Origin of the sequence: Streptomyces sp. NPDC048352 (assembly GCF_040651895.1) — a bacterium.
Lineage (GTDB): Bacteria > Actinomycetota > Actinomycetes > Streptomycetales > Streptomycetaceae > Streptomyces.
Genome location: NZ_JBEZKZ010000005.1, coordinates 13,890 through 37,691, shown reverse-complemented (window position 1 = coordinate 37,691; position 23,802 = coordinate 13,890). Strand labels below are relative to the sequence as shown.

The 23,802-nt window shown below is 73.9% G+C and carries 24 protein-coding genes; 8 read left to right on the top strand and 16 right to left on the bottom strand.

The window, feature by feature from the left end; translation table 11 throughout:
* The first annotated feature begins 247 nt into the window (after positions 1-247).
* On the top strand, positions 248-730 hold the full coding sequence (locus tag AB0D45_RS04595; protein ID WP_362455263.1) for an ATP-binding protein: 483 nt from the start codon (positions 248-250) through the stop codon (positions 728-730).
* On the opposite strand, the gene argF is transcribed toward AB0D45_RS04595, so the two are convergent.
* The 6 genes from argF to AB0D45_RS04565 form a co-directional block, all read right to left on the bottom strand.
* Positions 727-1,737, bottom strand: a complete 1,011-nt coding sequence (argF, locus tag AB0D45_RS04590) for an ornithine carbamoyltransferase (RefSeq protein ID WP_362455262.1) — start codon at positions 1,735-1,737, stop codon at positions 727-729. The two genes, AB0D45_RS04595 and argF, sit on opposite strands and share 4 nt — an antisense overlap.
* Positions 1,738-1,857: 120 nt before the next feature.
* Positions 1,858-3,084 carry an arginine deiminase gene (locus AB0D45_RS04585; protein ID WP_361596435.1) on the bottom strand — a complete coding sequence of 409 codons (1,227 nt, stop codon included), beginning with the start codon at positions 3,082-3,084 and terminating at the stop codon, positions 1,858-1,860.
* Between the two features lie 55 nt (positions 3,085-3,139).
* The gene (locus tag AB0D45_RS04580) at positions 3,140-3,637 is read right to left on the bottom strand and encodes a hypothetical protein (RefSeq protein WP_361596438.1); all 498 of its coding nucleotides are present in this window, start codon (positions 3,635-3,637) and stop codon (positions 3,140-3,142) included.
* Positions 3,638-3,910: 273 nt separating this feature from the next.
* On the bottom strand, positions 3,911-4,141 hold the full coding sequence (locus AB0D45_RS04575; RefSeq protein ID WP_361596441.1) for a hypothetical protein: 231 nt from the start codon (positions 4,139-4,141) through the stop codon (positions 3,911-3,913).
* A 100-nt stretch (positions 4,142-4,241) separates the two neighbouring features.
* Positions 4,242-5,108 (bottom strand): homocysteine S-methyltransferase, encoded by an 867-nt coding sequence (gene mmuM / locus AB0D45_RS04570; RefSeq protein WP_362455261.1) that lies wholly within the window; start codon positions 5,106-5,108, stop codon positions 4,242-4,244.
* A gap of 13 nt (positions 5,109-5,121) precedes the next feature.
* A complete protein-coding gene (locus AB0D45_RS04565; protein ID WP_362455260.1) occupies positions 5,122-6,045 on the bottom strand; it encodes an LLM class F420-dependent oxidoreductase in 924 nt (307 codons plus the stop codon).
* A 203-nt stretch (positions 6,046-6,248) separates the two neighbouring features.
* Between AB0D45_RS04565 and AB0D45_RS04560 the strand changes: the two genes are divergently transcribed.
* Positions 6,249-6,530 carry a hypothetical protein gene (locus tag AB0D45_RS04560; protein WP_362455346.1) on the top strand — a complete coding sequence of 94 codons (282 nt, stop codon included), beginning with the start codon at positions 6,249-6,251 and terminating at the stop codon, positions 6,528-6,530.
* 154 nt (positions 6,531-6,684) lie between these two features.
* Here the strand turns inward: AB0D45_RS04560 and AB0D45_RS04555 are convergent, their stop codons facing one another.
* The 4 genes from AB0D45_RS04555 to AB0D45_RS04540 form a co-directional block, all read right to left on the bottom strand.
* Entirely contained in the window at positions 6,685-7,173 is a 489-nt protein-coding gene (locus AB0D45_RS04555; protein ID WP_361596453.1) for a DUF6099 family protein, read from the bottom strand.
* A 122-nt stretch (positions 7,174-7,295) separates the two neighbouring features.
* The gene (locus AB0D45_RS04550; protein ID WP_362455259.1) at positions 7,296-7,688 is read right to left on the bottom strand and encodes a nucleotide pyrophosphohydrolase; all 393 of its coding nucleotides are present in this window, start codon (positions 7,686-7,688) and stop codon (positions 7,296-7,298) included.
* Positions 7,685-8,788 carry an ATP-binding protein gene (locus AB0D45_RS04545; protein ID WP_362455342.1) on the bottom strand — a complete coding sequence of 368 codons (1,104 nt, stop codon included), beginning with the start codon at positions 8,786-8,788 and terminating at the stop codon, positions 7,685-7,687. The genes AB0D45_RS04550 and AB0D45_RS04545 overlap by 4 nt, the downstream gene beginning before the upstream one ends.
* Positions 8,789-9,343: 555 nt before the next feature.
* Positions 9,344-9,739 carry a cell division protein SepF gene (locus AB0D45_RS04540; protein WP_125606022.1) on the bottom strand — a complete coding sequence of 132 codons (396 nt, stop codon included), beginning with the start codon at positions 9,737-9,739 and terminating at the stop codon, positions 9,344-9,346.
* 98 nt (positions 9,740-9,837) lie between these two features.
* On the opposite strand from AB0D45_RS04540, the gene AB0D45_RS04535 reads away from it, so the two are divergent.
* From AB0D45_RS04535 to AB0D45_RS04525, 3 genes are all read left to right on the top strand, one after another.
* Positions 9,838-10,503 (top strand): helix-turn-helix domain-containing protein, encoded by a 666-nt coding sequence (locus AB0D45_RS04535; protein ID WP_362455258.1) that lies wholly within the window; start codon positions 9,838-9,840, stop codon positions 10,501-10,503.
* A gap of 41 nt (positions 10,504-10,544) precedes the next feature.
* Positions 10,545-11,279 (top strand): DUF2470 domain-containing protein, encoded by a 735-nt coding sequence (locus tag AB0D45_RS04530; RefSeq protein ID WP_362455257.1) that lies wholly within the window; start codon positions 10,545-10,547, stop codon positions 11,277-11,279.
* A gap of 62 nt (positions 11,280-11,341) precedes the next feature.
* Positions 11,342-12,262: an NADP-dependent oxidoreductase gene (locus AB0D45_RS04525; protein WP_362455256.1), complete on the top strand. Its 921-nt coding sequence runs from the start codon at positions 11,342-11,344 to the stop codon at positions 12,260-12,262.
* Positions 12,263-12,325: 63 nt separating this feature from the next.
* Here the strand turns inward: AB0D45_RS04525 and AB0D45_RS04520 are convergent, their stop codons facing one another.
* Genes AB0D45_RS04520 through AB0D45_RS04495 form a run of 6 tightly spaced genes read right to left on the bottom strand, consistent with a single transcriptional unit; the run spans position 12,326 to position 18,033 of the window.
* Positions 12,326-13,648 (bottom strand): LLM class flavin-dependent oxidoreductase, encoded by a 1,323-nt coding sequence (locus tag AB0D45_RS04520; RefSeq protein WP_362455255.1) that lies wholly within the window; start codon positions 13,646-13,648, stop codon positions 12,326-12,328.
* A 60-nt stretch (positions 13,649-13,708) separates the two neighbouring features.
* Positions 13,709-14,626: an ABC transporter permease gene (locus AB0D45_RS04515; RefSeq protein WP_362455254.1), complete on the bottom strand. Its 918-nt coding sequence runs from the start codon at positions 14,624-14,626 to the stop codon at positions 13,709-13,711.
* A complete protein-coding gene (locus tag AB0D45_RS04510; RefSeq protein WP_361596478.1) occupies positions 14,623-15,444 on the bottom strand; it encodes an ABC transporter ATP-binding protein in 822 nt (273 codons plus the stop codon). The genes AB0D45_RS04515 and AB0D45_RS04510 overlap by 4 nt, the downstream gene beginning before the upstream one ends.
* A 6-nt stretch (positions 15,445-15,450) precedes the next feature.
* A complete protein-coding gene (locus tag AB0D45_RS04505; RefSeq protein ID WP_361596481.1) occupies positions 15,451-16,491 on the bottom strand; it encodes an ABC transporter substrate-binding protein in 1,041 nt (346 codons plus the stop codon).
* Positions 16,492-16,507: 16 nt separating this feature from the next.
* Positions 16,508-17,059: an NADPH-dependent FMN reductase gene (ssuE, locus tag AB0D45_RS04500; protein ID WP_362455253.1), complete on the bottom strand. Its 552-nt coding sequence runs from the start codon at positions 17,057-17,059 to the stop codon at positions 16,508-16,510.
* Between the two features lie 20 nt (positions 17,060-17,079).
* Positions 17,080-18,033, bottom strand: a complete 954-nt coding sequence (locus AB0D45_RS04495) for a TauD/TfdA family dioxygenase (RefSeq protein WP_361596487.1) — start codon at positions 18,031-18,033, stop codon at positions 17,080-17,082.
* Between the two features lie 709 nt (positions 18,034-18,742).
* On the opposite strand from AB0D45_RS04495, the gene AB0D45_RS04490 reads away from it, so the two are divergent.
* The 3 genes from AB0D45_RS04490 to meaB are packed head-to-tail and all read left to right on the top strand — an operon-like array spanning position 18,743 to position 23,800.
* On the top strand, positions 18,743-20,608 hold the full coding sequence (locus tag AB0D45_RS04490; protein ID WP_361596490.1) for a methylmalonyl-CoA mutase family protein: 1,866 nt from the start codon (positions 18,743-18,745) through the stop codon (positions 20,606-20,608).
* Complete coding sequence (gene scpA / locus AB0D45_RS04485) at positions 20,605-22,803, top strand: methylmalonyl-CoA mutase (RefSeq protein ID WP_362455252.1); 2,199 nt, start codon at positions 20,605-20,607, stop codon at positions 22,801-22,803. The genes AB0D45_RS04490 and scpA overlap by 4 nt, the downstream gene beginning before the upstream one ends.
* Before the next feature lie 13 nt (positions 22,804-22,816).
* A complete protein-coding gene (gene meaB / locus AB0D45_RS04480; RefSeq protein WP_362455251.1) occupies positions 22,817-23,800 on the top strand; it encodes a methylmalonyl Co-A mutase-associated GTPase MeaB in 984 nt (327 codons plus the stop codon).
* The last annotated feature ends 2 nt before the right edge of the window (positions 23,801-23,802 follow it).

Here is a 23,802-nt window from a genome sequence, read left to right as displayed (position 1 = left end):
GTTATCACCGACTTGTGACCACCGTCAGAGAAACGCGACAAGATGCGTCCGGACGGCGGGCGCACGGGCCGGAAGTCCCCCCGGCCCGCCCACCGTGGTCCCGGGCCGCTGCGCCGGGGTGCCCTACGGACCCACGGTTCCACTTCGTATCGTTGAATACGAGATTTCCTCGCGCCGGTGCGCGCCGCCCCCGGGCGGCAGCCCGGCGCGCCTCGCCCCTCTCCCTCACGGAAGGACGGACCCCGCCGTGCACGACGCCTCCGCCTGGCGGATCGCCCTCCCGCACACGACGGCCGCCGTGCCCCTGGCCCGCGCTCTGGTCCGCACCGCGCTGACCGACGCCGAGCGGGCCCCCGACAGCGACACCGCGGAGCTGCTGACCGCCGAGCTGGTGGCCAACGCCGTCGAGCACACCGCGGGGGGAGCCCCGATCGAGCTGGTCGTGGAGCTGCGGGCGAACGGCTGCCAGGTCGAGGTCCACGACGGCGATCCCGAGCCGCCCGGTGACCTCCTCGCCCGCCCGGGCGCCGGCTTCCCCGATCCCTGGCAGGAGCACGGCCGCGGGCTGCTGCTGATCCGGACCCTCAGCTCCGCCTGCGGCCACCGGCCCACCGCGCGCGGCAAGGCCGTCTGGTTCACGCTGGCGGCGGTCCCGGCGCGGGCGACGACCGCGGAGTCCGCAGCCCCGCATGACTATGCGGGGGCCGCTCGGGAGCGACCCGTCGGCTAGGCCGTCGGCTCGGCGAGCGTCGCGACGAGCACGGCCTTGATGGTGTGCAGCCGGTTCTCCGCCTCGTCGAAGACGACGGAGTGCGCGGACTCGAACACCTCGTCCGTGACCTCCAGCGAGTCCAGTCCGTGCCGCTCGTGGACCTCCCGGGCCACCTTGGTGCCCAGGTCGTGGTAGGCGGGCAGGCAGTGCAGGAACTTCACGTCCGGGTTCCCGGTCGCGCGCAGCACGTCCATCGTGACGGCGTACGGGGCCAGGGCTTCGATCCGCTGGTCCCAGACCTCCTTGGGCTCCCCCATCGACACCCAGACGTCCGTGGCCACGAAGTCGGCCTGCGCCACGCCCTCGGCGACCTCCTCGGTCAGCGTGATCCGCGCCCCGCTGGCCGCGGCCAGCTCCCGGGCCCGCGCCACGACGGCCTCGGCGGGCCAGAACGCCTTCGGCGCGACGATGCGCACGTCCATGCCCAGCAGCGCCCCGGTCACCAGGTAGGAGTTGCCCATGTTGAAGCGGGCGTCGCCCAGATAGGCGAAGGCGGTGCGCTCCAGCGGCTTGGCGCAGTGCTCGGTCATGGTGAGCACGTCGGCGAGCATCTGGGTCGGGTGCCAGTCGTCGGTGAGTCCGTTGAAGACGGGCACGCCGGAGAAGGCGGCGAGCTCCTCGACCGCCTGCTGGCTGTCACCGCGGTACTCGATGCCGTCGAACATCCGGCCGAGCACCCGCGCCGTGTCCCGGACGGACTCCTTGTGGCCGATCTGCGAGCCGGACGGGTCGAGGTAGACGGTGTGGGCGCCCTGGTCGGCGGCGGCGACCTCGAAGGCGCAGCGGGTGCGCGTGGAGGTCTTCTCGAAGATCAGGGCGAGGTTCTTGCCCTGGAGCCGGCGCTGCTCGGCGCCGGCCTTCTTGGCCGCCTTGAGTTCGGCTGCGAGCTCGACGAGGCCGCGGAACTCGGCGGCGGTGAAGTCGAGCTCCTTGAGGAAACTGCGGCCGAAGAGGTCGGTGGCCATGGGACGCTCCAGTGTGCGCTGACAGGGGATGACTGGAAGTCTATACGATCCTCTGTATTGATATGCGGTTTCGTGGATCACATCACACGGCGTCGCGCCGCTGCGGCGGACGCATCCCGCTCACCCGGCGTCCCGCTCCACGGGGCAGCTCATGCAGCGCGGTCCGCCGCGGCCCCGCCCCAGCTCGCTGCCCGGGATCTCGATCACCTCGATGCCTTCCTTGCGCAGGTGGGTGTTGGTGGTGACGTTCCGCTCGTAGGCGACGACCACCCCCGGCTCGACGGCCAGCACGTTGCACCCGTCGTCCCACTGCTCGCGCTCGGCGGCGTGCACGTCCTGCGTGGCGGTGAGCACCCGCACCCTGTCCAGGCCGAGGGCCTCGGCGATGGCCCGGTGCATCTGCTCCGGCGGGTGGTCGCTGACCCGCAGCTCGCTCGGGCCGTCGCCCGGGCGGATCGTGTAGGAGCGCAGCATGCCGAGCCCGGCGTACTGAGTGAACGTATCTGCGTCCACCATCGTCATCACCGTGTCCAGGTGCATGAAGGCCCGCCGCTTGGGCATGTCCAGGGCCACGATGACCGTCGCCGAGCCGGCCGCGAACAGGCCCCGGGCGAGCATCTCCACCGCCTGCGGGGTGGTCCGCTCGCTCATCCCGATGAGCACCGCGCCGTTGCCGATGACCAGGACGTCCCCGCCCTCGATGGTCGAGGGGTAGTCCGCCTGGCCCTGCGACCAGTAGTGGAAGGGGCCGGAGCCGGTGAAGAGCGGGTGGTGCCGGTAGATCGCCTCGAAGTGGACGGTCTCGCGCTGGCGGGCGGGCCAGCGCATGGCGTTGATGGACACCCCGTCGTAGATCCAGGCGGAGGTGTCGCGGGTGAACAGGTGGTTGGGCAGCGGTCCCAGCAGGAAGCCGTCCATCTCCAGGGCGTGGAAGCGCACCGAGAGCGGCTCGGCGTGCCGTTCCAGGAACTCCCGCTTCGTCATGCCGCCGACCAGCGCCTCCGCGAGGGCGGCCGAGGACAGCCCGTCGAAGACCGAGCGCAGGTGGTCCGTGGCGAGCGGGCCGTACTCCTTCTCGTCGAAGACCCGGTCCAGTACGAGGTGCCGTGCCTCGGGGATGTCGAGGGCCTCCCGCAGCAGGTCGCCGAAGAGGTGGACGGCGACGCCCCGGTCGCGCAGCACGTCCGCGAAGCCGTCGTGCTCCTGGCGTGCCCGGCGCACCCACAGCACGTCGTCGAAGAGCAGGGCGTCCTTGTTGCTCGGTGTGAGCCGCTTCAGCTCCAGGTCGGGCCGGTGGAGGATGACGCGGCGCAGCCGCCCGGTCTCGGAGTCGACGTGGAATCCCATGCCGTACACGTTCCCAGACCGGGCGGCCTTTTGACCTCGAGTCGGCTTTCCCGGCTCAGCGCAGGCCGAGAAGTGCCGTCGGGGCGCCGACCACTTCCGGGGCGATCAGGCCGAGGTCCGGGGCGGTCAGGTTGGGGAGCCCGAAGTTGCCGCCGTCCGGCATGGTCAGCGGGGCGCCGACGTTCGCGCCCGGGGTGCGGGTGCGCAGGGTGCTCGCCGGGGACTCCAGGGAGCCCTCGCCGTCGGTCGCCGGCTCCCCGGCGAGGTTGGGGACCGCGGAGCTGAGCCGGGTGGCCCCGAGGTCGGCGGCGATCGGCACCATCGGCAGCAGTGGGGCCGGCAGCAGGTTCCCCGTGTGGTAGCGCGGCGCCTCCGGGGCACCGACGATCGGCACCGGGACGCCGGTGGCCAGGTGCGGGGCGGCCACACCGAGCGTGGTCTCCACGGCCTCGAGCGGGACACCCACCGGGACCGAGTCGGCTGCGGCGGGGGAGGCCGCGGCGGCCGCGGCCATACAGGTCATGAGCGCCGCAATGCTTCCGCGCGCGGTCATCTTCATAGGTGACGTTCCGTCCTTCCTGGGTCGCGGACACTCCGCTGCCCTGGATGAACGATCCCGCCGCCGCTTTCCCGGGGCTTCCGCGCGAAAGTTCCCCCATACGACCTAATTCCGGGCCGTACGGGGGCCTCCGCTTTACGGCGCGCCTTTACGCGAAGCCCCGCTCACGGGCTGCGGCTCACGCGCCGCCGCGGGCCGGTGCGGCGGGCCGCGGCGGCCCTGGGTGCGGTGCGGCCTCCGGTGCCCGGGAACCGCAACGGGCTTCACTCAGCGCTGCTTGGGGATGTTCAGCGGGCGGCCGATGTGCCAGTGCGGCTCGCTGCCGCTGTACGGGCACAGGTAGGCGATCCGCTCGTGCTGCCACGGCTGGATGCGGTTCATCTCGCTCGCGGCGTGTTCCGCGGCGGCCTCGTTCGCGAACTGCTTCTTCTCCCCGCACGCCCGGGAGCGGGTGATGCGGCGCCTGGCGGCGGCGCCCGTCCTGCTGGTGCGCTTCATCCCTCCTGCCTATCCCAGCGGGAGCCCCCCAGAAAGGCACTTCACCCGATCGAGTGATAGTCGGCCGGGCACTCTTGCCGGCGTCCCCGGGCGGGCCGGGTCAGGCCAGACGGGCGGCCAGGGCGGCGATGCGGTCCGGGCCGATGCGGCAGCAGCCGCCGATGAGGCGGGCGCCCGCCGTGCGCCAGGCCTCGACGGGCCAACGGGCGGGGACGGACGGGGCGTTCCAGGTCCCGGTGGCCGCGTCCCAGACGGAGCCGTCGTTGGGGTAGGCGACCAGCGGCTTCGCGGTGACGGAGGCGGCGGCCTCCAGAGCGGGCAACACGTCGGCGGGATCACAGCAGTTGACGCCGACCGCGATCATCTCGGGGGCGGCCGCCGCCAGGGCGAAGGCCTCCGCGAGGGGCTGGCCGGCCCGGGTACGGCCGCCCGCGACGGTGTAGCCGAGCCAGGCGCGGGCTCCCGTCCCGGCCAGGACCCGCAGCAGGGCCTCGGCCTCCTCGGTGTCCGGGACGGTCTCCAGGGCCAGCACGTCCGGGCCCGCCGCCAGCAGCGCCCCGATCCGGGGCCGGTGGAAGGCGGCCAGCTCCTCCACCGTGAGGCCGTACCGGCCGCGGTACTCCGAGCCGTCCGCGAGCACCGCCCCGTACGGGCCCACCGAGGCGGCCACCCAGACCTCGTGCCCGGCGGCCCGCGCCGCGTCCGCGGCGACCCGCACCCCGCGCTCCAGCAGGGCGGGGTGCTGCCCGACCTGGTAGCTCGCGGTGATCAGCACCTCGGCGCCGGCCTGGGCGTACGCCGTGTGCGCGGCTTCCACCTGGTCGGGGCGTTCGGCGAGCACCCGGCCCGTCCACATGCCCCCGGACAGGTCGCAGCCCTGGGCGGCGAGCTGGTTGCTCAGCCCGCCGTCCAGGAGTACGGCCCTGCGGGCGAGGGCTCCGGCGAGCGGGCCGGTCGCACGGGGCATCGCCGACCCCCTCCTAGCCGAGCTGGGACAGGACCTGGCTGGAGATCAGCTCCAGATGGTCCAGGTCGTCGAGGTCGAGGACCTGGAGGTAGACGCGCGAGGAGCCGATGGCGGCGTAGGTGCCGAGCTTCTCGACGACCTCGTCCGGAGAACCGGCGAGGCCGTTGGCCTTCAGTTCGTCCACCTCGCGCCCGATCGCGGCGGCGCGACGGGCGACCTCGGCGTCGTCCTTGCCGACGCACACCACCAGGGCGTTGGAGTAGACGAGCGCGTCCGCCTCGCGCCCGGCCTCGGCGGCGGCCTCCCTGACCCGGGCGAACTGGCGGCGGCTGTCCTCGACCGAGGCGAACGGCATGTTGAACTCGTCCGCGTACCGGGCGGCCAGGCGGGGCGTGCGCCGGGCGCCGTGGCCGCCGATGAGGACGGGCACCTTGGCCTGGGCGGGCTTGGGCAGGGCCGGTGACTTCTCCACCTGGTAGTGGACGCCTCGGTAGTCGAAGACCGCACCGGGCGCGGTGGCCCAGAGGCCGGTGACGATGGCCAGCTGCTCCTCCAGCCGGGCCATCCGCTCCGCCGGGAAGGGGATCCCGTAGGCCTTGTGCTCTTCCTCGAACCAGCCTGCGCCCAGGCCGAGTTCCACCCGGCCGCCGGACATCTGGTCGACCTGGGCCACCTGGATCGCGAGCACGCCGGGCAGCCGGAAGGTACCGGCCGTCATCAGCGTGCCCAGCCGGATCCGCTGGGTCTCGCGGGCCAGGCCCGCGAGGGTGATCCAGGCGTCGGTGGGACCCGGCAGGCCGTCGACGGAGCCCATCCGGAGGTAGTGGTCCGAGCGGAAGAACGCGTCGAAGCCGAGGTCTTCGGTGGCCTTGGCGACGGTCAGGAGGGTGTCGTAGTCGGCACCCTGCTGGGGTTCGGTGAAAATGCGGAGGTCCATGCCTCCCATCCTGCCCTCCCCGCCCCTGCCGGGTGAATCTGCGTCAACCGGGAGGTCCGCCCCCCGCCCCGCCAGTGACCAGCGCCGATGGAGATCGTTGGCTCGGACGGAGCCGGACCGCCCGGCCCGCGCGCCGGCGGCCTTGCGCCGACGCGTCCACCGCCCCCTTCCGCACCGGAGGGGCCAGGGCCGAGGAGGCCGCCATGTCCCACGAGTCCGTGCCCGAGCATCCAGGACAGACCGGACAGGCAGCACACGACCACGCACGCCAGGAGTCCCCGGACCCCGCCCAGGGCGGCGCGCCGAAGGGCCTGCTCCAGCAGATGGAGGAGCTGATGGCGGCGCTGAACGCCGACCTCTCCCAGCTCGACGCCGACCTCCAGCACTCCGCGGACCGCACTCCTCCGGCCGCGCCGGCGGCCCCGGGCGGCCCCGCGTACGAGGGCGGGCTCCGCTCCGACCACCACTCCGACCGGTCCGTCTGACCGTGCGGGGGTCCCGTCGCGCGCGGCGGGACCCCACAGCCGCATGACCGCGCCGCCGCGCCGGCGCGGTGCCGTTCGGCGGCGCACCGCTCCTCCGCCGCCGGACCGCCCGGGCACGGAGCCGCCGAGCCCCGCGCCCGCTTGCCCGGCGGGCTCAGCTCACTCCCGACGCCGATCCCCGCTCGCGCACCGACGCCATCCGGCGCAGCAGCGCCCGCACCCGGTCGCTCGACTCGTCCGCCGCGTCGATCGACTCTATGCACTGCCAGTACAGACCCTCGTCGTCCGTCGCGCAGGCCACCCCGACGAGCGCTATGCCGACTTCGCCGAGCAGCTCCTGGAGCCCGAGGAGCGCCTGCCGTACGTCGGCCACGCCGGTCAGCTGCACCGCTCTCGGCGGCTGTTCGGGCGGTCTGCCCTCGGCGTACAGGGCCGCGCGGTCGATGACCCCGCAGCCTCTGCCGCCGGCTTCTCCCAGTCCCCCCGCCTCCGCTCTCAGCTCCGGCGGCCCGGTGACCGCCAGCCAGCTCCCGATGCCGTGCGCGAGCGCCTGGGCCTGCCAGGCCTCGCCCACGATGTCCCATGCCGCCCCGCTCCGTGCCAGCGCGTGCCGGCCGGCCGCGATGAGCCGTACCGCATCCATATGCCGTCCCCCGTCCGCACGACATCCCGCCGTTCTCCACTACCCAGAGTGAAGGCAACGAGCCAGTAAAGCCAGGGGTATTCGGAAATCTGTGGACACAAACATGGTTGTGGACGACGCCATCACTCCGAAGAGTGACGATCTGGTGTCGAAGTGCCGGTTACCGGGAAGCGGTGCTCGTTCCTCTCGATCTTCGCCGCCAGCGCATCCAGCACATCCACCCCGAGAACCTCACAGAACTGCAGGAGATACGCCATCACGTCGGCCACCTCGTCCGCCACCCTCTGTGCGCTTTCCGGCTTTTCCATGACCGCCGCCGACTGTTCCGGTGTCAGCCACTGGAAGATCTCGACCAGTTCGGAGGCCTCCACGCTCAGGGCCACGGCCAGGTTCTTGGGCGTGTGGTACGGGGCCCAGTCCCGGGCTGCGGCGAAATCGGCCAGCCGTCGCTGGAGCCGGTAGAGCCGTTCGCCGTCCGGCTGAGCGGGACCGTGGCCCGCGGGTGCAGCGTTCATGGGGACAGGTCTACCACCGAGACGCCGGGGAGAGCCCGCCCGGTTCCCGCGGTGTCCTCGCCGACCGATGCCACCAGCCGGATGTGGCCGCGCCCGCCGGACAGCAGGGCCAGCCGCAGCAGCTCGGCCGCCTGCCGCCGGTCCAGGCCGCGGTCGAGGCCGTCGGCGAGCACGGTGAGGGCCTGGCGGGCGGAAAGCAGTTCGGCGGCCGGGTCCACGGCCAGCACCCCGGGCCCGGTGAGCAGGACGAGTGCCAGTGCCAGGAAGCGCAGTTCGCCCGCGCCGAGCCGGCCGAGGCCGGTGGCGGGGCGGGCGGGGCCCCGGTCGAGCACGGCCGTCACGAGCCCGGTGCCGTCGGCGGCCGCCCGTACATCCAGTCCCGCCACCGGCCCGGCGCACCCGGCCCGTGCCGCGCCGGCCAGCAGCGCGTGGCGGGTGCCGCACTCGTGCCGGGTCCGGCGGAGCACGTCGGCGAGGTTGCCGCAGTCGGTCCGCAGCCGGCCTTCCCCGGGCAGGACGGGCTCCCGCATGCGGCCGGGGCGCGGATCGCAGGGGAACACCGAGCGCAGTGCGACCACCACCTGCTCGGCGGCGGCCAGGACCCGGCGCTGCCCCGCGGTGGACCCGGCGACGCGCAGCGGCAGCAGGACGGTGCCGAGCCGGTCGTCGGGCAGCGCGGCGCGGGTCCGGCCGACGGTGCCGCCGGTGAACCAGGCGGCCTCGACGGTGCGTCGGCGCGGGTCGCGCAGGGCGGTGGCGAGCAGGATCCGGCCGTCCTGGGAGAGCCGTTCGCCGGCGATGCGCAGCACGGGCTCGGCCTGGACCGCGAGGTCGAGCCGGACGGGGCCGGCCGGGCCGTCCACCGTGCAGCCGATGTGGAAGCCGCGCCGCCCGCCGCGGTCGGGGAGGGCCCGCTCGGGCACCCGGGACACGGGGTCGGGGAAGACCTCGCCCAGGGTGGCCCCGGAGGCGAGGGCGGCCAGGGCCTCGTAAGCGGCCAGGGCCTGGGACTTGCCGCTGCCGCTGGGGCCGGTGAAGAGCGTCACGGGGCCCAGCGGGAACACCGCCGCCCGGTGCGCCCCGAAGGCGGACAGCCGCAACTCGGTGACGGCGGGCCGGACCGGACCGGCCTCGGTCCCGGAGGGGGTGGCGGCGCCGGCAGTCGGCGGCGTACCGGGAGCGGCTCCGCCGGCGGAGGCGCCCTCCGACGTGGCCCCGGACACCGGAGCGCAACCCGGCGCCGGCGCGGGCTCGGCGGCCTCCGGCGGCTCCGCGGCTCGGGCGGGTTCCGCGGCTCCGGCGGCGGGCTCGGCGGGCTCCGGGGCTCCGGCGACGGGCTCGGCGGGCTCGGGCGGCTCCGCAGCTCGGGCGGGTTCCGGGGCTCCGGCGGGCTCGGCAGGTTCCGGGGGCTCCGGGGCTCCGGCGGGCTCGGCCGGTTCCGGGGGCTCCGGGGCTCCGGCGGGCTCGGCCGGGTCCGCGGCTCCGGCCAGGTCCGGTAACGGGGTGTCAGCAGCGGCCGTGCGGGGGTGCGGTGCGTCGGCGGGGGCGGCGGGTGGGCCGGGCCTCACCGCGTCCAGGGTGGCGTCCATGGCCGGACGGTACGGTCCGCCGGGGGCGACGGGCGCCCGCCGAACCGTTCCGCCGCCGCGACCTTCCTACGATCGGGGGACGGCTGCCGCCGCGATCCCCTCGACCTCGGTGCCGACCGGCGCCAGCAGGAAGACGTTGCGGTCGACCCGGTGCATGCCGCTGCCCAGGCCGAAGACCACGCCGCTGCTGAAGTCGAGGATGCGCTTGGCCACTTCGCTGTCCGCGCCGGTGAGGTCCAGCAGTACGGGGATCTGCGCGATCAGGTACTCCGCCACCTCCCGCGCGTCGGCGAAGATCTGAACCCGGATCACCACGAAGCGCCGCTGTTCCGCCGCGGCCGCCCCGGGGGCCTTGGGGATGGTGCGGTGGTCCACCCGGGAGGGCCATTCGTTGCGACTGCGCAGGGGTACCACCTGCGCGAGTCCCTCCCACTGCTCGTCGGTGACGTCGTACCTGCTCACCGGGCCGCCTCGGCCGTGCGCTTCATGTGCATCCCCCTATCCTCTCGTGTTTCACCCGTTCAGCCCAACACCGACACGGAGCACGTAGGGTCGCCGCCATGACCAATGGCGACGAGGTCCGCACGTTACGCGACACCGAGGGCGCCGGTCCCGCCCGGCACGCCGCGCCCGGGCGCGGTGGGCGGCTCCCGCACCCCCGGCAGCGCGAGGACGCCATCCGCAACCGCGTGCAGATCCTCGCGGCCGCCGAGCAGTTGTTCACCGAGCGGGACCCCCGCGGCGTGACGATGGACCACATAGCCAAGGCGGCCGGCGTGGGGCGGGCCACGCTCTACCGGCGCTTCCCCGATCCCGCCTCCGTGGCCGCCGCCCTCCTGGAGGAGCACGAGCGGATCCTGCGGGGGCGCCTCGCCTTCGGCCCGCCCCCGCTGGGGCCCGGCGCTCCCCCGGCGCAGCGGCTGGCGGCGTTCTACTCGGCGGCCCTGGAGCACCTGGAGCGACACCTTCCGCTGGCGCTGGTCACCGGGCCCGGCCCGGCCCGCTTCACGTGCGGCATGTACCGCCACTGGCGCGAGCACGTCCGCGTCGTGTTGGTGGAGGCCGGCGCCGCCGATCCCGACGTCAGCGTGGACGCCCTGCTGAGCCCGCTGTCCCCGGAGGTCTACCAGTTCCAGCGGCACACCCTCGGCTTCGCGCCCGCACGGATCGCCGAGACGCTGGGCCGGCTGGCCCGCGGGGTACTCCCCGACCGGCAGATCGGTTAGGTTAGGGTTACCTAAGTCGCTTCGCCGAGGGAGAGATCCGCATGCGCCTGACCGGTGCCCCCGCCGCCCCGCCCGCCGCGCCCACCGGGGCCGAACGGGTCCGCTCCGTCCTGGCCGCCGCGCACTCGATGACGGTGGTGATCGACGGGGTGCGCCACGAGGTCCGCGACCTCGAGGGCGGCGACGTGCTCGGCCGGCTGCACCTCCACCCCGCCGCGCCCGCCGCCGGTGACCCCGACCCGCTGCCGGGCGGTGCCGCGCCCGCCGTCCGGCTGGAGTTCACCGACGTCGCCCCGACGCCCGTACGCGACCGGGTGCGCGCCCGCGTCACCGTCCTGGGCCGGCTGCTGACGCCCTGGGCCGGCGAGGGTTCCGCCCCGGGGGCCACCGCCTGCGTGGAGTACGGCCGGGCGGTCCTGGAGACCGCGCGGGGGACCTCGTACATCGGGCTGGAGGAACTGGACGGGGCCCGGCCCGACCCGCTGGCCCCGTACGAGGCGGGCATGCTCACCCACCTCCTGGACGACCACCCCGAGCTGGTGACCCTGCTGCTGCGGCTGGTGCGCCCCCTGCCCTCGGCCGCCGTCGTCCGCGCGCTGCCGCTGGCCCTGGACCGGTACGGGATCACCCTGCGCCTGGAGGAGCGCGCCGGCCACCGCGACGTGCGGCTGCCCTTCCCCTCCGTCCTCGACGAGGCCGGCCAGGCGGGCGTCCAGATCCAGGCCCTGCTCAGCGCGGCCCGGCGGCGCTCGCACCGCAACTCGCTCCCCGCCTGAGGACCGCTCGAGCCCGCCGGTGAACCGGAATACCGTCCGCCAGTCCTCTCGTTGCGCCGTACATGAAGGCAATCACCTACAGCGGCTACGGAACCCCCGCCTCCTTACGGCTCGTTGAGGTACCCGAACCCAGGGTCGGTCCGGGAGAGGTCCTCATCCGGGTCAAGGCCGCCGGGGTCAACCCGGTGGACTGGAAGCTCGCGGCCGGGTTCCTCGGCCACGTCCTCGAGGTCCGCCACCCCGTCATCCCCGGCTGGGACGTCTCCGGCGTCGTCGAGGCCGTCGGGCCCGACACCGACGACTACGCCGTGGGCGACGAGGTCTACGGCTACGTCCGCAAGGAGTGGGTGCAGCTGGGCACGTACGCCGAGCTGGTCTCCGCCCCCGTCCGCACCCTCGCCCGCAAGCCCCGCACGCTGACCTTCGAGGAGGCCGCGGGCCTGCCCCTCGCCGGGCTCACCTCCTATCAGGCGGTCACCCGCGCCGGCGTCACGGCCGGCCAGACCGTCGTCATCCACTCGGCGGCCGGCGGCGTCGGCTCGCTGGGCGTGCAGATCGCGGTCTCCCTCGGCGCCCGGGTCATCGGCACGGCGGGCGCCCACCACCACGCCTACCTGCGCGCCCTGGGCGCGGAACCGGTCGCCTACGGGGACGGCGTGGAGGACCGGATCCGCGCCCTGGCCCCCGGAGGGGCGGACGTGGGGCTCGACTTCCACGGCGAGGGCGGGGTCGAGCTGCTCCAGTCGGTCGTCCGGCCGGGCGGTCCGGTGATCTCCGTCGCCGACAACGACGCCGGGGCCAAGGGCGCCCGGCACATCTGGGCGCGGGCCTCCAGCGCCGACCTCACCGCTCTCGGGGAGCTCGCCGACGCGGGCCGGCTCGCCGTCCGGGTCGGGCACGTGCTGCCGCTGGAGGAGGCCGCCGAGGCGTGGGCCCTGAGCGCCGCCGGCCGGACCCGGGGGAAGATCGTCCTCACGGTCTGACCCGGGCGCGCGGCGGTCCGGCACGCGTACGCGGGCCCCGGGGGCCCGCGTACGTGCTCGCCCCTACCGGGTGTACCGGTTGGCGGGGCGCGGAAGGCCGTAGTTCTCGCGCAGGGTGCGTCCCGCGTACCCGGTGCGGAAGAGGCCGCGCGCCTGGAGGATCGGTACGACCTGGTCGACGAAGTCGGTGAGGCCGGTGGGAAGGACGGGCGGCATGATGTTGAAGCCGTCGGCGGCGCCCCGGGTGAACCACTCCTCCAGCTGGTCGGCGATCTGCTCGGGGGTGCCGGCGAAGACGCGGTGGCCGCGGCCGGCGCCGAGACGGGCGATCAGTTCGCGCAGGGTCAGGCCGTCGCGGCGGGCGATCTCGGCGACGAGCGTGAAGCGGCTCTTGTTGCCGTTGATGTCCCGCTCCTCGGGGAGGTCGGGCAGCGGGCCGTCGAGGTCGGCGCCGGAGAGGTCGGTGCCGAGCATCCCGGAGAGCTGGGCGAGCCCGTACTCGGGGACCTGGAGGTCGGTGAGCTCCTGCTCCAGGGCCTTCGCCTCGGCCTCGGTGGAGCCGATGAGGGGGGCGATGCCGGGCAGGACGAGCAGGTCGTCCTCGGTGCGGCCGTGGCGGGCCAGGCGTGACTTGAGGTCCTTGTAGAAGGTCTGGCCGTCGGCGAGGGTCTGCTGGGCGGTGAAGACGGCCTCGGCGTACCGGGCCGCGAACTCCTTGCCGGCCTCGGAGGATCCGGCCTGCACGAGCAGCGGGTGGCCCTGCGGGGAGCGGGGCACGTTGAGCGGTCCGGCGACGGCGAAGTGCTCGCCGCGGTGCGCGGCGGGGTGGAGCCTGTCGGTGTCGGCGTAGATGCCGCGCTCCTTGTCGAGGACGATCGCGTCGTCCTCCCAGCTGTCCCAGAGCTTGGTGGCGACGTCGAGGAACTCGTGGGCGCGCTCGTAGCGCAGGCCGTGCTCCAGGTGTTCGTCGCGGTTGAAGTTGCGGGCCTCGTCGACGGTGGAGGAGGTGACGATGTTCCAGCCGGCGCGACCGCCGCTGATGTGGTCGAGGGAGGCGAACGCGCGGGCGAGGTGGTAGGGCTCGTTGAAGGTGGTGGAGGCGGTGGCGATCAGGCCGATGTGCTCGGTGACGGCGGCGATGGCGGAGAGCAGGGTGAGCGGCTCGAACCCGCCGAGGGCGTTGTGGCGGGCCTTGCCCCAGAGGGCCAGGCCGTCCGCGAAGAAGATCGAGTCCAGCCGTCCGCGTTCGGCGGTGCGGGCCAGCTCCTGGAAGTAGCGCACGTCGGTGATGCGCTCGGGGCTGCCGGCCGGGTGCCGCCAGGCGGCGTCGTGGTGGCCGGCGTTCATCAGGAAGGCGTTGAGGTGGAGGGTGCGGGGTGCGGGCATGTTCGTTCCCTGGGTCGGGCGGGCGGGACGGGGGGCCTGGCGGGCCCGGCGGTCAGGCGGTCAGGCGGGGACGCGCCAGAGGCTGAGGCGGCGTTCGACCGTGACCAGCAGCTGGTTGAAGGCCACGCCGATCGCCGAGATCGTGACGATCCCCGCGTACATCTGCGGAATGGCGAAGTTGAACTGCGAGGCGTTGATCAAGTACCCGAGCCCCGCCTTGGCGCCGACCATCTCGGCGGCCACCAGGACCAGGATCGAGACCGCTCCCGCGAGCCGGATGCCGGTGAAGACCGCGGGGACGGAGGCCGGGAGGATCACCTTCTGGAAGAGCCGGGGCGTGGAGAGGTCCATCGACCGGGCCAGCCGGATCAGGGTGGGGTCGGCGTTCCCGACGGCGCTGATGGTGTTCAGCAGGACGGGCCAGACGCAGGCGTAGACGACGATCGACACCTTCGAGGTCTCCCCGATGCCGAGGAGCAGGACGAAGACGGGGAGCAGGGCGAGGGCCGCCGTGTTGCGGAACAGTTCCAACAGCGGGCCGAGGAACGCGGCGACGGGCCGGTACCAGCCGATCAGCAGGCCGAGCGGGACCGCCACCGCAACGGCGATGGCGAAGCCGCCGAAGGAGCGGGTGAGGCTGGCCCGGGTGTGCTCGCCCAGCTGCCCGTCGCCGAGCAGCTCCCACCAGGCCCGGGCCACCTCGCTGACCGGGGGCAGGAAGGTGGCGTCGACCAGGCCGAGGCGCGGTGCGGTCTCCCACAGCGCGAGCAGGACGAGGACGGCGGCCGAGCGGAGCAGGCCGGCCCGCAGCCACCGCAGGACGGCCCGGGCCCGGGCCGGTCGGCGCGGGGGCGCCGCCGGGGCGGGGGCCTCGGCCGCCGGGACCTCGGCCGCGGGGGCCGGCGGGGCCGGTGCCGGGCGCACGGGTTCCCGTACGTCCGGCCCGGGCCGGGTCGGGGCGGGGGTGTGGGTGCTCATGCGGCGGCCTCTTCCTTCTCCAGTTGCTGGGCGCGGGCCACCTCGTCGTGGAGCAGGCTCCAGATCTCGTGGCGGTAGCGGGCGAACTCCGGGCTGGAGCGCGGGTCCTCGCCGGTGGACGCGGCGGGCCGGTCGCCGAGGGAGACCGGGACGACCTCCTTGACGCGGCCGGGGCGGGAGGTGATGACGGCCACCCGCTGCCCGAGGTAGACGGCCTCCTCGATGCCGTGCGTGATGAACACGACCGTCTTGCCGGTGCGCTGCCAGATGCGCCGCAGCTCGTCCTGGAGGGACTCGCGGGTCTGCGCGTCCAGCGCGGCGAAGGGCTCGTCCATCAGCAGCACGTCCGGGTCGTACGCCAGCGACCGGGCGATCGCGACCCGCTGGCGCATGCCGCCGGAGAGCTCGTGGGGGTGGCGGTCCTCGAACCCGCCGAGACCGACCAGGTCGAGGAACTCCCGGGCGCGCTCGGCGCGTTGGCGGCGGGGGACGCCGGTGGCCTCCAGGCCGAACTCGACGTTGCCAAGCGCGGTGCGCCAGGGCAGCAGGGCGTACTGCTGGAAGACGGTGCCCCGGTCCGGTCCGGGACCGGTGACGGGCGCGCCGTCGAGCAGGACGCGTCCGGAGGTGGGGCGGGTCAGCCCGCCGAGGAGGTCGAGGAGGGTCGACTTGCCGCAGCCGCTGGGGCCCACGACGACCAGGAACTCGCCGGAGCCGATCTCCAGGTCGATGCCGTCGAGAGCGGTGAACTCGGCACCTTTCCCACCCCCCTTGACCGGGAACGTCTTGGTCACCGACTCGAACACGATCTTGGCCATGCCGGTTCAGCCCTTCCCCTGGCCGTTGAACTCGTTGGTGTACAGGTCAGCGGCCTTGAGCCGGCCGGGTTTGACCTCGCCGCGCTCGCCGAGCCAGTCCAGCCACAGCTGGAACTCCTTGTCCTCGATGCGCCCGTACTGCCCGGCGACGCCGTAGGAGCGCCAGTAGCGGAGGGTGGCGGTGTCCTCGTTGCGGCCGCGCTTCTTGACGATCTCGGTCTGACGGGCGACGACCTCCTCGTGCGGGGTGGTGCGCGACCATTCGATGGCCTTGCCGACCCCGGTCACGAAGGTGCGGACGGTGTCCGGGTTCTCCTTCACGAACTGCTTCGTCATCACGTACGAGCCGGCGCTGAACGCGCCGAGCAGGTCGAAGTCGCTGAACAGCGGCCTGATTCCGCCGGCCGCGAGGGCCTTGTCGCGCAGGACGCCGCCCAGCACGCCGACGTCGATCTGCTTCTGCCGCAGCACCTGCTCGGTGTTGACGGGCGGTACGACCAGCGCCTCGACCCTGGCGGCGTCGGCCTTGGAGATGCCGTTGCGGCTCAGGTAGATGTCCAGGAGGGCCTGGGCGTGCGCGCCCAGGGTGTTCATGCCGACCTTCTTGCCGAGGAGGTCGCGGGCGGAACGGAGGGGGCTGTCCTCCAGGACGTAGTAGCCGCTGTAGGCATCCCGGTCGACGCCGTAGTAGGAGATGACGGAGGTGATCGGGGCGTTGCCCGCGGCGAGTTTGACGATCGCGCCGTTGAAGGCCCCGCCGAAGTGGATCTGGCCGGTGGCGGCGGACTGGATGTCCTGGGGTCCGCTGATGGTGTTGCCGACCCATTCCAGCCGGAGGTCCCCGAGGTAGCCGAGGTCGGCGGCCAGCTCGGGGAGCGTGACGGCGCCGACGTTGCCCTGGTACTTGAGGGTGGTGACCTGGCCCCCGGAGCGGCGGCCGCCTCCGGTGGCGGTGGCCGTGCCGCAGCTCACGGCGGCCGCCGAGATGCCGAGCAGGGTGAGGAACTGGCGCCGGGAGCGGGTGGTCGTGACGGGTGCTGCGGGCATGGCGTGGTCCTTGCGGTTACGGGGTCGGGGTAAGGGCGGCGGCCGGGCGCAGGGCCCCGGCGAACTCGTCGACGGCCTGGAAGAGGTCGAGCTCGGCTTCGGGCCGCAGCCGGTCGGGGCCGGCTCCGCGTTCGACCGAGGAGTCGAGGACGAACCGCCCGGCGGTGACGTGCCGGGCGCCGAGGGCGGCGAGGACCGGGCGCAGGGCGTAGTCGAGGGTCAGCACGTGGGCGAGGCTGCCGCCGGTGGCGAGGGGCAGGATCGTCTTCCCGGCCAGGCCGTCCTGCGGGAGCAGGTCGAGGAAGGCCTTGAGCAGCCCGGTGTACGAGGCCTTGTAGACCGGGGTCGCGATGACCAGGCCGTCGGCTTCGGCGACGGCTTCCAGGGCGCGCCGGATCTCCGGCTCCCCGCGCCGGGCGGAGAGCAGGTCGGCGGCGGGCAGGGTGCGTACGGGGAGGCGGGCGGTCTCGAACCCGGCGTGCGACAGGCGCCGCAGCACGTGCTCGGCGACGACGTCGGTGCGGGAGTGGGCGGAGGGGCTGCCGGTGAGGGCGAGGAGCTTGGGCACGGGGTGCTCCGTTCTGGCGGTCAGGCGGTGGTCGTGGAGGCTCCGGACGGGATGCCGAAGGAGGGGTCCGGGACGGACTCCGGGCTGATCAGCCGGGACGGCACCCCGTCGGGGCCGACCGGGACCTCGCCGTCGACGGTGACCCGGCGCAGGGTGCGCTCGTGGTCGTCGGAGTCGTCGACGCCGTAGTGCTGGGTGGCGCGGTTGTCCCAGATCGCGACGTCGCCGGTCCGCCACTGCCAGCGGACGGTGTTCTCGGGGCTCTCGATGTGCGCCTGGAAGAGGTCGAGGAGCGTACGGCTGTCACGCCCGGTCAGGCCCTGGATCCGCTGGACGAAGTTGCCGAGCAGCAGGGTGCGTTCCCCGGTCTCGGGGTGGACCCGGACCACCGGGTGCTCGGTGAGGAAGGCCGTCGAGGTGAACACCTCGCGGTACTGCGCGAGGGCCTCGGGCAGGGCGTCGGGCCTGAGGGCGGCGTAGTCGTACTCGTTGGAGTGGAGGGCGCGCAGACCGTCGGCGAGGGCGCGCAGCGGCTCGGGGAGGTGGGAGTAGGCGGTGGCGGTGTTGGCCCAGAGGGTGTTGCCGCCGTACGGGGGGACGGTGACGGCGCGGAGGATCGAGAAGGCGGGGTAGGCGGGGACGAAGGTGACGTCGGTGTGCCACTGGTTGGCGCGGGCGCCGTGGTGGGAGTCGATGCCGAGGGCGTACCGGCCGTCGGCGGAGGGGACGGTGGGATGCGCGACGGGCGTCCCGAGCAGCCGGGCGAAGGCCTCGTGGCCGGCCTCGTCGAGGTGGTCCTGGCCGCGGAAGAAGACGACCTTGTGGGCGAGGAGGGCGGCACGGATCTCGGCGACGGTCTCGGGCGCGAGGGCGCCGCCGAGCCGTACGCCGCCGATCTCGGCCCCGATGCGGCCGCCGAGGCGGGTGACGGTGATGGTGGCGGTGGTGACAGTGGTGGCGGTGACCGTGGTCATGGGGACTCCCGGGAGCGGAGGAAACATGGGGACGCACCCGCGGGTGCCCGCTCCCGGCTGCGCGGAAGGGGGCGCCGGCGGGGCGCAGGGGTGTGGACGAATCGGCGGATACCGCCGGGGGCGCGGGACGGCTCAGGAGAGAGCGGTGACGCGGGGGCCGGGGCGGCGCAGGGCCGGGCGGCTCGGGGTGCTCAGGCCCCGATGAGGGCCGGACAGCGGCCCGGACACGCGGCCGCAGCGGTGCGGGGGCCGGAGGTGTGGAGCCGCGGGGCGAGGTGCGCGTTCGCGGTCATGGGTCGGAGCCTGTCAGCGCCCCCGCCGGGGGTCAACCCCGGCCGGGGGTCCCGCGGGGTACGGGTGCATGCCCGCTGACCTGGCCTTTCGCCCTGGCGGGCGGCCGAAAACGCCTGGCCGGATTTCACGGGCCCGCAACGCGGCCGCCATGCCGGCGGCCTCGCGGGGCCGGGTGTGCCGCTGCACGGGCCGCACCCCTCCCCACCCCCTGCCCGCCCTGCGCCGCTCCCCGAGGCCGCGCCCCGCATCCCCTGACGTTCCGCACCGGACCCCACTCCCCGAACGCCCGCGGGGCCGGTTTCGGCCTCGTGCGTTGCGGAGGGGACGGGGGGAGGGCCCGGGGCTCATGTGCGAGGGGGAGATCACATCCGATGGTTCTGGTCTCGGTTGAGCGGCCCCCCCTAGCATTCGAGCCATGACGGTCCTGCCTGACGACGGGCTCTCCCTGGCCGCCGAATTTCCTGACGCGACACATGAGCAGTGGCAACGCCTCGTCGAAGGCGTACTGCGCAAGTCGGGCAAGGAAGTATCCGGCGAGGCAGCGGAAGCAGCGCTGTCCACCACGCTCGAGGACGGGCTCACCACCCGTCCCCTGTACACGGCGCGCCCCGACACGGACGGCCCCGACACCGGCTTCCCCGGGTTCGCGCCCTTCGTACGGGGCGGCACCCCCGAGGGCACCAGCGCCTCCGGGTGGGACGTGCGCCAGCGCCTCGCGGGCAGTGATCCGGTACGGGTCAACGAGGCGGCCCTCGCCGACCTCGAGAACGGCACCACCTCCCTGTGGCTGACCGTCGGCCACGGCGGCATCCCGGTCGGGGGTCTGGGCCGGGCCCTCGACGGGGTCTACCTCGACCTCGCGCCGGTCACCCTCGACGCGGGCGCCGCGTACGCCGACGCCGCGCGGGCGTTGCTCGCCCTGTACACGGAGCGGGGCATCAGCCCCGAGGCCGCCCGCGCCGCACTCGGCATCGACCCGCTGGGCCACGAGGCCCGCACCGGCGAGGCCCTGGACCCCTCGCCCGCCGTCGAGCTGGCCCGCGAGGCGGCCGCGTCCTGGCCGGGCGTGCGCGCCCTGACCGTCGACGCCCTGCCCTACCACGAGGCGGGCGGCTCGGCCGCCGAGGAGCTGGGCCTGTCCCTGGCCACCGGGGTCGCGTACCTGCGCGCCCTGACCGAGGGCGGACTGAGCGCCGAAGCCGCCTTCGGGCAGCTGGAGTTCCGCTACTCGGCGACCGCCGACCAGTTCCTGACCATCGCCAAGCTGCGGGCCGCACGCCGCCTGTGGGCCCGGGTCGCCGAGGCCTGCGGCGCCCCGGAGGCGGGCGCCCAGCGGCAGCACGCCGTCACCTCGCCGGTGATGATGACCCGCCGCGACCCGTGGGTGAACATGCTGCGGACCACCGTCGCCTGCATGGCGGCGGGGGTGGGCGGCGCGGACTCCGTCACCGTGCTCCCCTTCGACAGCGAACTGGGCCTGCCGGACGCCTTCGCGCGCCGCATCGCCCGCAACACCTCGACCATCCTGCTGGAGGAGTCGCACCTGGCCCGGGTGATCGACCCGGCGGGCGGCTCGTACTACGTGGAGCAGCTGACCGACGAACTGGCCCACGCGGCCTGGGAGTTCTTCCAGACCGTCGAGCGGGCGGGCGGCCAGGCCGCCGCGCTGCGCTCGGGCATGGTCGCGGAGCGGCTCGCGGCCACCTGGGCGGCGCGCTCGAAGAAGCTGGCCACCCGCCGCGAACCGGTGACCGGGGTCAGCGAGTTCCCGCTGCTGTCGGAGAAGCCCGTGGTCCGCGAGCCGCTGCCCGCGGCGCCGTCCGGCGGCCTGCCCCGGGTGCGGCGCGACGAGGCGTACGAGGCGCTGCGCGCCCGCAGCGACGCGCACCTGGAGGCCACCGGCGCCCGCCCGAGGATCTTCCTCGCCGCGCTGGGCCCGGCTTCCGCGCACACCGCGCGCGCCACCTTCGCCTCGAACCTGTTCCAGGCGGGCGGCATCGAGCCCGTGCACGACCCGGTGTCCGTGGACGCCGCGAGCGCCGCCGAGGCGTACGCGGCGAGCGGCGCCGACGGCGTGGCGGTGCTGTGCTCCGGCGACGCGCTGTACGCGGAGCAGGCAGAAGCGGTCGCCGCCGCCCTGCGCGGGGCCGGCGCGACGACCGTGTTCCTCGCGGGCAAGCCCGGCACCTGCGCCGACGCCGTGGACGAGTACGTGTTCGCCGGCTGCGACGCGGTCGCCGTGCTGTCCTCCGTACTCGACCGGATGGGAGTCGCTCAGTGAGCATCCCCGATTTCTCCGAGCTCGCCCTCGGCACGGCCCCGAGCGGTGCCACCGAGGACCAGTGGCGGGCCGCGGTGAAGGAATCCACCGGGACCGCCACCGGCGACCTGCTGTGGGAGACGCCCGAGGGCATCGGCGTTCAGCCGCTGTACACCGGGCGGGACCTGGAGGGCCTGGACTTCCTGGGCACCTACCCGGGCATGGCGCCGTACCTGCGGGGCCCCTACCCGACGATGTACGTCAACCAGCCCTGGACGATCCGGCAGTACGCCGGCTTCTCCACGGCCGAGGAGTCCAACGCCTTCTACCGGCGCAACCTGGCGTCCGGCCAGAAGGGCCTGTCGGTGGCGTTCGACCTGCCGACGCACCGGGGCTACGACAGCGACCACCCGCGCGTGACGGGCGACGTCGGCATGGCCGGCGTGGCGATCGACTCGATCTACGACATGCGCCAGCTCTTCGACGGCATCCCGCTGGACAAGATGTCGGTGTCGATGACGATGAACGGCGCGGTGCTGCCGGTCCTCGCGCTCTACATCGTGGCGGCGGAGGAGCAGGGCGTCTCCCCCGACAAGCTCGCCGGGACCATCCAGAACGACATCCTCAAGGAGTTCATGGTCCGTAACACCTACATCTATCCGCCGAAGCCCTCGATGCGGATCATCTCCGACATCTTCTCCTTCACCTCGCAGAAGATGCCGCGCTACAACTCCATCTCCATCTCCGGGTACCACATCCAGGAGGCGGGGGCCACGGCCGACCTGGAGCTGGCGTACACCCTCGCGGACGGCGTGGAGTACCTGCGGGCCGGTCAGGGCGCCGGGCTGGACGTGGACGCCTTCGCCCCGCGCCTGTCGTTCTTCTGGGCGATCGGCATGAACTTCTTCATGGAGGTCGCCAAGCTGCGCGCGGCCCGCCTGCTGTGGGCGAAGCTGGTCAGCCAGTTCGACCCGAAGAACGGCAAGTCGCTGTCGCTGCGCACGCATTCGCAGACCTCCGGCTGGTCGCTGACCGCGCAGGACGTCTTCAACAACGTGACCCGTACGTGCATCGAGGCGATGGCGGCGACCCAGGGGCACACCCAGTCGCTGCACACCAACGCCCTCGACGAGGCCCTCGCCCTGCCGACGGACTTCTCGGCGCGCATCGCCCGCAACACCCAGCTGCTGCTCCAGCAGGAGTCGGGGACCTGCCGGTCGATCGACCCGTGGGGCGGCAGCGCGTACGTGGAGAAGCTGACGTACGACCTGGCGCGGCGGGCCTGGCAGCACATCCAGGAGGTCGAGGCGGCCGGCGGCATGGCGCAGGCCATCGACGCGGGCATCCCGAAGCTGCGCGTGGAGGAGGCCGCCGCCCGTACGCAGGCGCGCATCGACTCCGGCCGCCAGCCGGTGATCGGCGTGAACAAGTACCGGGTGGAGAACGACGAGCAGATCGACGTGCTCGTGGTCGACAACTCCTCGGTGCGCGCCCAGCAGATCGCCAAGCTGCGCCGGCTGCGCGAGGAGCGCGACGAGTCCCGCACCCAGGACGCGCTGCGCGCGCTGACGAACGCCGCCGAGCGCGGGGCCGGCCAGGGCCTGGAGGGCAACCTCCTCGCGCTGGCGGTGGACGCGGCGCGGGCCAAGGCGACCGTCGGTGAGATCTCGGACGCACTCGAGAAGGTGTACGGGCGGCACGCCAGCCAGATCCGTACGATCTCCGGTGTGTACCGCACCGAAGCAGGCGAGTCCCCGTCCGTGGAGCGCACCCGTGCGCTCGTCGACCGGTTCGAGGAGGCGGAGGGCCGCCGTCCGCGCATCCTGGTCGCCAAGATGGGCCAGGACGGCCACGACCGCGGCCAGAAGGTGATCGCGACGGCCTTCGCCGACCTGGGCTTCGACGTGGACGTCGGCCCACTGTTCCAGACCCCCGCGGAGGTGGCCCGCCAGGCCGTCGAGGCGGACGTCCACGTGGTGGGCGTCTCGTCGCTGGCGGCCGGCCACCTGACCCTCGTCCCGGCGCTGCGCGAGCAGCTGGCGGAGGAGGGGCGCGAGGACATCATGATCGTGGTGGGCGGGGTCATCCCGCCGGCCGACGTCCCGACCCTGCTGGAGATGGGCGCGACGGCGGTGTTCCCGCCGGGCACGGTCATCCCCGACGCGGCCCACGACCTGGTGACGCGGCTGGCCGCGGATCTGGGCCACGAGCTGTAGGCGGGGGCCGGACATGCCCCCGAAGATCGACGTCGACGTGTACGTGAAGGGCGTGCTCGACGGGAGGCGCGCGCACGTCGCGCGCGCCATCACCCTGGTCGAGTCCACCCGGGCGGACCACCGCGCCCTGGCGCAGCGGCTGCTGACGGAGCTGCTGCCCCATGCGGGCAGGGCGCGCCGGATCGGCATCAGCGGGGTGCCGGGGGTGGGCAAGTCCACCTTCATCGACGCGTTCGGCACGATGCTGACGGGCCTCGGGCACCGGGTCGCCGTCCTCGCGGTGGATCCGTCCTCGACCCGTACGGGCGGCTCCATCCTGGGCGACAAGACCCGGATGGAGCGGCTGGCCGTGGACCCGGCCGCCTTCGTGCGGCCCTCGCCGTCGGCGGGGACCCTGGGCGGGGTCGCCAAGGCCACGCGCGAGTCGATGATCGTCATGGAGGCGGCGGGCTACGACGTGGTCCTCGTGGAGACGGTCGGCGTCGGCCAGTCGGAGACGACGGTGGCGGGAATGGTGGACTCCTTCCTGCTGCTGTCGCTGGCCCGTACGGGCGACCAGCTCCAGGGCATCAAGAAGGGCGTCCTGGAACTGGCGGACGTCCTCGCGGTGAACAAGGCGGACGGCCCGCACGAGCGCGACGCGAAGGCCGCCGCCCGGGAGTTGTCGGGCGCGCTGCGCCTGATGCACCCGGCGGACGCCGCGTGGACGCCGCCGGTGCTGACGTGCAGCGCGCGGGAGTCGGCGGGCCTGGACGAGGTGTGGAACCGGCTGGAACAGCACCGGACGGTCCTGGAGACGGGCGGCCGGCTGGCGGCGAAGCGGGCCGCGCAGCAGGTGGAGTGGACCTGGTCGATGGTCCGCGACGAACTGTTGGAGCGGTTGCGGGCGGACCCGGCGGTACGGGAGCTGGCCCCTTCGCTGGAAGCGGCGGTCCGGGAGGGCTCCGTCACCGCGACGTCGGCGGCGGACCGGATCCTGGGGGCGTTCGGGGGCTGACC

Bases quoted from the DNA above. Each gene is read 5' to 3' on its own strand.
- AB0D45_RS04530 (WP_362455257.1), top strand. From the start codon at position 10,545: ATGCGCCTGACCGGTGCCCCCGCCGCCCCGCCCGCCGCGCCCACCGGG.
- AB0D45_RS04520 (WP_362455255.1), bottom strand. From the start codon at position 13,648: ATGCCCGCACCCCGCACCCTCCACCTCAACGCCTTCCTGATGAACGCC.
- mmuM (WP_362455261.1), bottom strand. From the start codon at position 5,108: ATGCCCCGTGCGACCGGCCCGCTCGCCGGAGCCCTCGCCCGCAGGGCC.
- AB0D45_RS04580 (WP_361596438.1), bottom strand. From the start codon at position 3,637: ATGACCGCGCGCGGAAGCATTGCGGCGCTCATGACCTGTATGGCCGCG.
- AB0D45_RS04535 (WP_362455258.1), top strand. From the start codon at position 9,838: ATGACCAATGGCGACGAGGTCCGCACGTTACGCGACACCGAGGGCGCC.
- AB0D45_RS04560 (WP_362455346.1), top strand. From the start codon at position 6,249: ATGTCCCACGAGTCCGTGCCCGAGCATCCAGGACAGACCGGACAGGCA.
- AB0D45_RS04575 (WP_361596441.1), bottom strand. From the start codon at position 4,141: ATGAAGCGCACCAGCAGGACGGGCGCCGCCGCCAGGCGCCGCATCACC.
- meaB (WP_362455251.1), top strand. From the start codon at position 22,817: ATGCCCCCGAAGATCGACGTCGACGTGTACGTGAAGGGCGTGCTCGAC.
- AB0D45_RS04550 (WP_362455259.1), bottom strand. From the start codon at position 7,688: ATGAACGCTGCACCCGCGGGCCACGGTCCCGCTCAGCCGGACGGCGAA.
- AB0D45_RS04525 (WP_362455256.1), top strand. From the start codon at position 11,342: ATGAAGGCAATCACCTACAGCGGCTACGGAACCCCCGCCTCCTTACGG.
- AB0D45_RS04555 (WP_361596453.1), bottom strand. From the start codon at position 7,173: ATGGATGCGGTACGGCTCATCGCGGCCGGCCGGCACGCGCTGGCACGG.
- AB0D45_RS04495 (WP_361596487.1), bottom strand. From the start codon at position 18,033: ATGACCACGGTCACCGCCACCACTGTCACCACCGCCACCATCACCGTC.
- AB0D45_RS04510 (WP_361596478.1), bottom strand. From the start codon at position 15,444: ATGGCCAAGATCGTGTTCGAGTCGGTGACCAAGACGTTCCCGGTCAAG.
- AB0D45_RS04505 (WP_361596481.1), bottom strand. From the start codon at position 16,491: ATGCCCGCAGCACCCGTCACGACCACCCGCTCCCGGCGCCAGTTCCTC.
- AB0D45_RS04565 (WP_362455260.1), bottom strand. From the start codon at position 6,045: ATGGACCTCCGCATTTTCACCGAACCCCAGCAGGGTGCCGACTACGAC.
- AB0D45_RS04515 (WP_362455254.1), bottom strand. From the start codon at position 14,626: ATGAGCACCCACACCCCCGCCCCGACCCGGCCCGGGCCGGACGTACGG.
- AB0D45_RS04585 (WP_361596435.1), bottom strand. From the start codon at position 3,084: ATGGGATTCCACGTCGACTCCGAGACCGGGCGGCTGCGCCGCGTCATC.
- AB0D45_RS04490 (WP_361596490.1), top strand. From the start codon at position 18,743: ATGACGGTCCTGCCTGACGACGGGCTCTCCCTGGCCGCCGAATTTCCT.
- argF (WP_362455262.1), bottom strand. From the start codon at position 1,737: ATGGCCACCGACCTCTTCGGCCGCAGTTTCCTCAAGGAGCTCGACTTC.